Source organism: Streptomyces sp. NPDC059477, from assembly GCF_042749375.1.
Lineage (GTDB): Bacteria > Actinomycetota > Actinomycetes > Streptomycetales > Streptomycetaceae > Streptomyces.
This window is the reverse complement of sequence record NZ_JBHYUG010000003.1, coordinates 53,758-60,967: the sequence shown is the minus strand read 5'-3', so window position 1 is coordinate 60,967 and position 7,210 is coordinate 53,758. Positions and strand designations below refer to the sequence as shown.

Annotated in this window: 6 protein-coding genes; all 6 read right to left on the bottom strand. The window is 75.1% G+C overall.

All coding sequences use genetic code 11. From position 1 onward, the window contains the following. On the bottom strand, positions 1-968 hold a 968-nt coding region (locus tag ACFXAZ_RS02275), incomplete at its 3' end, for a helix-turn-helix domain-containing protein (RefSeq protein ID WP_384583755.1). Positions 969-1,180: 212 nt separating this feature from the next. Then, positions 1,181-2,038: a class I SAM-dependent methyltransferase gene (locus ACFXAZ_RS02270; RefSeq protein WP_384583752.1), complete on the bottom strand. Its 858-nt coding sequence runs from the start codon at positions 2,036-2,038 to the stop codon at positions 1,181-1,183. After that, positions 2,035-3,594: a 4-hydroxyphenylacetate 3-hydroxylase family protein gene (locus ACFXAZ_RS02265; protein WP_384583749.1), complete on the bottom strand. Its 1,560-nt coding sequence runs from the start codon at positions 3,592-3,594 to the stop codon at positions 2,035-2,037. The genes ACFXAZ_RS02270 and ACFXAZ_RS02265 overlap by 4 nt, the downstream gene beginning before the upstream one ends. Before the next feature lies 1 nt (position 3,595). Then, the gene (locus ACFXAZ_RS02260) at positions 3,596-4,318 is read right to left on the bottom strand and encodes a flavin reductase family protein (protein WP_384583747.1); all 723 of its coding nucleotides are present in this window, start codon (positions 4,316-4,318) and stop codon (positions 3,596-3,598) included. Continuing rightward, the gene (gene asnB / locus ACFXAZ_RS02255) at positions 4,315-6,159 is read right to left on the bottom strand and encodes an asparagine synthase (glutamine-hydrolyzing) (RefSeq protein ID WP_384583744.1); all 1,845 of its coding nucleotides are present in this window, start codon (positions 6,157-6,159) and stop codon (positions 4,315-4,317) included. The genes ACFXAZ_RS02260 and asnB overlap by 4 nt, the downstream gene beginning before the upstream one ends. Continuing rightward, on the bottom strand, positions 6,159-7,136 hold the full coding sequence (locus ACFXAZ_RS02250) for a hypothetical protein (protein WP_384583741.1): 978 nt from the start codon (positions 7,134-7,136) through the stop codon (positions 6,159-6,161). The genes asnB and ACFXAZ_RS02250 overlap by 1 nt, the downstream gene beginning before the upstream one ends. Positions 7,137-7,210: the final 74 nt, after the last annotated feature.

Genomic DNA, 7,210 nt, shown 5'->3' with positions numbered 1-7,210 from the left:
AGACCCCGGGCCGGGCGCCGGGGCGGCCGCGGCCCCCCGTCGTCCCGCTCTTGCCGGCGCGCTGGTCTCCGCTCGGCCTCACCGCCGGCTACCACCGCCGCCCCCCGCTCCTCCGCGTCCTGCGGTACCGCCCGCAGCGGACGTCGGCACAGCTCGGCCATCCGCTCCCGGTCCTGCTCGGTGAGCGGTGTGAACAGCAGCACCAGCGCCGACGGGTCGTCCACCGGATGGAACGACGACAGGGACAGCGCGGTCGGCGCGCCCCCGGGCGGCTGGACCGTCACCGAACGGGCCGTCAGCTCCGCCACCGAGTGGCAGCCCCACCAGTGGCTCAGCTCCGGCGCGTCCTGCGCCAGCCGCTCGTACAGCTCGCCGGTGCGCGGATCGGCCAGCGCGGGCCCGGCCTGCGCGCGGAAGTGCTGGAAGATGTTCATCGCCAGCGGCTCCCACTCGTGCAGCACCGTGCGCAGCCGCTGGTCGGCCACCATCAGCCACATCAGATTGCGCCGGTCGGCCGGGACCGCCTCCGGGCTGCCCCACAGCGCCGTCCACGCGGCGTTCCAGGCCAGCAGGTCGAAGTGCCGGTCCAGCAGCACGGCCGGGCTGGCCGGCCAGGAGTCCAGCACCGGCCGCACGGTGGCGGCCAGCCCCTGCGAGGCGTCGGCCGGGGACGCCGGTTCGTGGTAGCCGGCCAGCCGCATCGCGTGCCGCAGCCCGGCCGCGTCCAGCCGCAGCGCCCGCGCCACCGACGTGAGCACCTGCCGGGAGGCGGTGACCCGGCCCTGCTCCAGCCAGGTGTACCAGGCCAGCCCGACCCCCGACAGCGAGGCCACCTCCTCGCGGCGCAGCCCCGGGGTGCGCCGCCGGGGGGTCGCCATCAGACCCACGTCGGCCGGTTTCAGCAGCTCGCGATGGGCACGCAGAAAGGCCCCGAGTTCCTGGCTCGGGCCGGGTGCGGTGGTGGACATGGGAGGGGCTCCTCGGCGTGCGTGCGGGGATGGGGCGCGGGTGGGACGGAGGCGGTGTGGTGTGAGTGCGGTGCGGTGCGGTGCGGTGCGGTGCGGTGCGGTGCGGTGCGGTGCGGTGTGAGTGTGCGGGTGTGGTGCGAGTGTGCGGGTGGGGTGCGGGTGTGGGCCGGGCGCCGGGCCCTTACGGCGGTGAGGGCCCGGCACCTTTCACCCTAGGCGCCGCCCGCGCCGCGCGGGGTGAGCTTCCACAGGCGTACCGGCATCGCGCTCACCCGGCCGTGCTCCTGCTGGCGGTTCCAGGCGGCGCGGCCGACGGCGCGATAGAACCCGGCCCGGTCCCGGGCGGGCAGGGCCGCCGCGTAGTAGTCGCCGAAGGTCGCCGCGTGGAAGTGCTCGTACTGGGCGGCGTCCCGGACGGTGACGACCGCCTCGCGCTCCCAGTACTCCTCGATCTGGAAGAACTCCTCCAGCAGCAGCGCCAGTTCGGGCACCGGCCGGGTCCGGGTGGCGATCGGCAGCACGCCGTGATCGCCCAGCAGCCCCGGCACCGTCTGCCGGGGCACCCCGAGGTCCGCGAGGGCGTCCCGGACGATGTCGTCCTCGCCGCCCAGTCCGTGCCGGTCGGCGTAGGGGTGATAGGTCGTCAGCAGGAAGGCGCCGTCGGGCCGCAGATGGGTGCGCACCCACTCCAGCACCCGGTGCTCCACCGGGTACAGCCAGTGCAGCACCGAGGTCATCGTCACCACGTCCGCGCGGTGCGGCAGCGGGGCGGGCGCGGTGAGGTCGGCGCGGTGCAGGACGACCCGCGCCCCGGCCGGGCGCAGCCGTTCGGTGGCCTCCGCGATCCGGTGCTCGGAGCGTTCGAGCCCGACGGCCAGCCGCAGCGACGGCAGCCGTTCGAGGGCCGCTTCCAGCAACTGGCCTATGCCGCTGCCGAGATCGACCAGCACCTCGGGCTCACCGGTCACCCGGCCCAGTACCCAGTCACGGTCGTGCACCTGCCGCAGCCTGCTGGCGTCGTCGTATCCACCGAGGATCCGGGCCTGCGTCTCGGTCCGGGAGAGGGTCACGGGCGGGTCTCCTGCGGTTCGTGCGCGCCGGACGCGCGGTGGGGGGCGGGGGTGCCGGGGTCCACCGGGAGGGGTGGAGGGGGCGGGGTGCCGTCGGACGCCGGTGTCTCGATCAGCGTCTCCAGACGCCGCCGCACGTCGCTCTGGTCGTACCGCTTGAACAGGTTGATCCGGTTGCGGGCCAGGTCCCCGCGGTGCACCACCTCGTACAGGTGCTGGCGCTGGCCGAAGCCGTCGCCGGTCAGCTCCCAGGCCAGCCGCAGCAGCCGGGACTTGCGCTCGGCGTCGATGCCGCGCCCGCGCATGTACCGGTCCAGGAGGGGCCGTAGCCGGGGATGCGCGAGGTCGTTCGCGGTGGGCTGCATCAGCAGCCCGGACGCCCCGATGCGGCGCAGCACGTCCACCGCCCCGTCGGCGACCTCGGCCGACCACACCCGGCTGGCCGCGGTGTCGCCGGGGGCCAGCAGCCCGCCGTCGGTGACCCGCGCCCGCGCCTCGGCGGCGTCCAGGAACAGCTCCGTCAGCTCCGCGTAGGACGCCAGCCGGCCCAGGTCCTCCTGGATGTTGCGGAACCCGTCGACGCCGATGCTCTCCGCGACCAGCGTCGCCGTGCCCAGCAGGGTGCGCAGCCGCTCCCGGTAGCGGACATGGCCGATGTACGCCGACCAGGCGTTGATCCGTCCCAGTCCGGTCCGGGCCAGGCCCGCGTCCCGCAGCAGGAACACCCGGTCCCACGGCACGAACACGTCGTCGAAGAACAGCATCGCGTCCTGCTCGTCGTAGCGCGCCCCCAGCGGGTGCGCGTGCCCCCAGGGTTCGGCGCCGAGCGGCTCGCGGCACAGGGTCACCAGGCCGGGGGCGTTCAGCGGCAGCGCGAACCACACCACGAACTGCTCGCCGCGGCCCTGGGTGAACGACGCCGACAGATACACCAGCACCTCGTGGGCGAGCGGCGCCAGCGTGGTGAGCTGCTTGGCGCCGCGCACCACGATCCCGTCGTCCCGTTCCGCCAGCACCCGCAGCGCAAGGTCGGGGTCGTCGACCGGGTCGGCGGAGCGGTCGATCTGCGGGTCGCCCAGCGCGTGCGACAGGACGAGGTCGTTGGTGGCGCAGTACCGGTACCACGCCTCCGCGTTGGCGCCGAAGCCGGGGCGGGCGGCCTCCAGCCGGTTGCGGAAGTCGTACACACCGACCGCGATCGACGCCATGAACGCGGGCGAACGCCCGTGCTGGCCCAGCGACTCCGCGTGCCAGAACTCGGCGCTGCGCCGCTGGAGCCGCAGCTCCTCCAGGGTGCGCGGCGGCTGATAGGCGCGGGCGAGCCGCAGCCCGCTCTCGGGGTCCTTGTAGGTGAGCAGTTCCCGGTGGTCCGGGTCGTCCTGGAGGTCGAGCTGGGCGGCGAGCGCGTCGACGGCGGGCTTGAACGCGGGGTGCCCGGCGGGGTCGGTGATCCGGGCGCCGTCCAGATACAGCTCGCGGCCGTCGTCCAGCTCCGCCCGGTAGCGGTCGCCGTCGAGCAGCCCCCGGCCGGTGCCGGTGGTGTCCAGCAGGGTCATGTCAGGCTCCGGTGGAAGGTAGGTGCGTGGGTGGTGGGGGCGGTGGTGGGGCGAGGGAGCGGTAGGCGCCGTGGTGGTAGACCAGCGGCTCGCCGGTGCCCGCGTCGGCGGCGGCGACCCGGCCGACCAGCAGGGCGTGGTCACCGCCGGGCAGCACGGTGTGCAGTCGGCAGTCGAACCACGCGAGACAGTCCTCCAGCACGGGCGCCCCGGTCGTCTCCGTCCGCATCGGGGCCACGGTGAAGGCGCTGAGCGCCCGGCCCGCGCCCGGCGCGGCGAAGTGCCGGGCGAGCGGCTCCTGATGACCGGCGAGCACCGCCACCGCGTACCGCCCGTCGGCCCGGACCGCCGCCGCCAGCGGACTGCGGGCGCTGACCGCCACGCTGACCAGCAGCGGATCCATCGACAGCGTGCACAGCGAGGAGACGGTCTTGGCGAACACCTCCTCCCCGTGCCGCGCGGTCACCACCGCCACCCCGGTGGTCCAGCCTCGCGCGGCGGCCCGGAACGCGTCGGACACCGTGCCACCGGCCCGGGGCCCGAGCGAGGGCGGCCGACGTCCACCGGGCTCCACGCCTGCCGCTGTACGGGAGTCCGCGCCCACCGCTGTACGGGAGTCCGCGCCCGTCGTCGTACGGGATTCCGCGCCGACCGTCGTACAGGGCTCCGCGCCCGTCGTCGTACGGGATTCCACCCCCGCCGCCGTACCCGCGCGGGCGCTCATCGCAGCCCCACGCGGTAGGCGCGCAGCCACTCGTCGACCTGTACGAGATGGTCCAGTCCGCCGACCGGGTTGGGCGCGGTGCGCGGGCTGGGCAGGGGGCGGCCCTCGGCGAGTGCCGTGCGGACGACGTCCCGGTCGACGAGGTCGAAGACCGGGGCCGCCGGGTCGGCGAGGAGTTCGCGGGCGCGCGCGGTGAGCACCTCGGTGTAGCGCACGGCGGGCGTCGACGGATAGCCGCTCTTGGGCCGGTCGGCCACCTGCGCGGGCAGCAGATCGCGTACGGCGTCCCGCAGCAGCCCCTTGGGGCGGCCCTCGGGTGCCTTCAGCGCCCAGGGCACGTTCCACGCGTACTCGACCAGACGGTGGTCGCAGAACGGCACCCGCACCTCCAGCCCCACCGACATGCTGACCCGGTCGACCCGTTCCAGGAGCGGCGGCAGCCAGCGGGTCAGCGCGAGATGGAACAGCTCCCGCACCCGCCGGTCCGCGCCCGTCTCCCCGGCCAGCGCGGGCGTGCCCGCCAGCGAGGCCCGGTACTGCTCGGCGGTGTACTCCTCGGGCCGGACCTCGGCGCGCACCTCGGGCCGCAGCAGCGCGGCGGGCGTGGTCCGGCCGTGCAGCCAGGGGAAGGTGTCGGCGGCCACGGCGGCCGGGTCGTGGAAGTAGGGGTAACCGCCGAACACCTCGTCGGCGGCCTCGCCGGACAGGGCGACCGTGGAGCGCCGCCGCACCTCCCGGAACAGCAGATGCAGCGAGGCGTCCATCTCCCCCCAGCCCGGCCGGTCGCGGGCCCGCAGCACGGCCTGCCGGGCGTCGAGCAGATCGTCGTCGGGGATGAGGACCGAGGTGTGCAGGGTGCCGATGTGCCCGGCCGCCGCCGCCACGAACGGGGCGTCGGCGCCGGTGCGCCAGTCGTCCGGGGCCCGGTCGGCGCTGCCGGGGAAGTCCACGGAGAAGCTGCTCACCTTGCCCTGCCCCGACCGCTCCCGGGCGAGGGCGGCGAGCGCGGTGATGGCGCTGGAGTCGACCCCGCCGGACAGCAGCGTGCACAGCGGTACGTCGCTCATCAACTGGCGTTCCACCGCGTCGGCGAGCAGCTCCCGCACCCGGTGCCGGGTCGTGGGTCCGTCGTCGGTGTGCGGCCGGGAGACCAGCTCCCAGTACCGCGTCTCGCGGGTCGCGCTCCGGCCGACCCGGACCAGATGCCCGGGGCGCACCTCGCGCAGTCCCCGGAACAGCCCGTGCCCGGCGGTCGGCGCGGCGGGCAGCGCGAACAGCTCCGCGATCCCCTCGGCGTCCAGCTCGGCGCGGAAGCGCGGGTTGGCGAGGACTGCCTTGGGCTCGGAGCCGAACAGGACGCCGGTGGCGTGCGCGTGCCAGTACAGCGGCTTGATGCCCAAGTGGTCGCGGACCAGGAGGAGTTCCTCGCGGTGGCCGTCCCACAGGGCGTAGGCGAAGATGCCGTTGAACCGCCGGGGCGCCTCCGCGCCCCACTCCAGATGCGCCCGCAGCACCACCTCCGTGTCGGAGCGGCTGCGGAAGGCATGGCCGCGCGCCTCCAGCTCCCGGCGCAGCTCGACGTGGTTGTACAGCTCGCCGTTGTAGACCAGCACGGACTGCGGCCGGTCGGCACCGGGTGAGGGTCCGTCGGCGGTGGGCTGGGCCCCGCCGTCCAGGTCGATCACGGACAGCCGCCGGTGGCCCAGCGCGGCGTGCCGCGAGAGCCAGGTGCCGGCCGCGTCGGGGCCGCGGCAGGCGAGGGTCTCGGTCATCGCGGAGACGGTACGGCCCTGCGTCCGCAGGTCGGCGTCCCAGTCGATCCATCCGGTGACGCCGCACATCACTGCTCCCGGGGGGTGTCGTCGGTGTCGTCGGTGGGGTCGGTGGTCTCGTCGGGGCGGGTGGGGCCGGTAGGGCCGGTGGGGCCGGTGGGTCCGGCACCGACATCGGCATCCGCACCGGCATCGGCACCGGCATCGGCACCCGCACCGGCACCGGCACCCGCACAGGCACCGGCGGCGGTGTCGGTGCCCGCGGTGACCTCCCAGCGACAGCCGTGCCCGGTGGGCCCGGTGCGCAGGTCGTACGCCGGCTCGTAGCCCTTGGCGCGGATGTTCGCGGAGAGTGCCTTGGTGCAGTACGTGCACGGCGAGGCGAGGGTGAGCCGGACGCCGGAGCGGCGGGCCCGCTCGCGGTAGTCCCAGATCGCGCAGTGGGTGATGGTCAGGGCCGCCCGGGTGGCGCCGTCGGTCCCGATGTCGTCGTCGAACTCGTAGTCGGATCCATAGAGTTCGGCCTGGCGGGCGATGCGGTGGACCGGGTCGGCGGCGCCCCGGCCGTGGTCGGGCTCGACATCGCGGTGCACCTCGGCGATGGCCCGCGCCCAGGCGATCAGCGACTGCTCCCCGTAGCGGGTGACGAGGAAACGTTCCATCAGGGCCTGACCGCGGAAGAAGACACGCTGCCAGTCGGCGGCGCCCGCGTCGGCCGGGTTCGGGAGGTCGGCGAAGATCTCGGCCTGGAGGGTGAACCAGCCGGCGAGGTTGGCGGAGTCGTACCGCGAGGCCAGCAGCCGGGTCAGGCCCGACTCGGCCTCGTGCAGCCGCTGCCGCCACAGTGCCGACCGCTCGGCCTCCGGCATGCTCCGGTAGGTGTTGCGCAGGGGATCGGCGGCGTCCGCCGGGCCGGGCGGCGACTGCGGAGGGCGCAGTACGGCGGTGACGCGACGTCCGGGCTCCGCGGTCCCGGCGCCGTCGTGCGCCGCCGCGACCGGGCCGGAACCGGTGCGTGCGATGCCTCCTGCGGGCGCATCGCTCATCTCGGGACTCCTTCGTGTGCGCGGTGGCCACGTGGGGGGTGGCTGTTGTTGTCGGGCAACGCTACGAAGCGCGG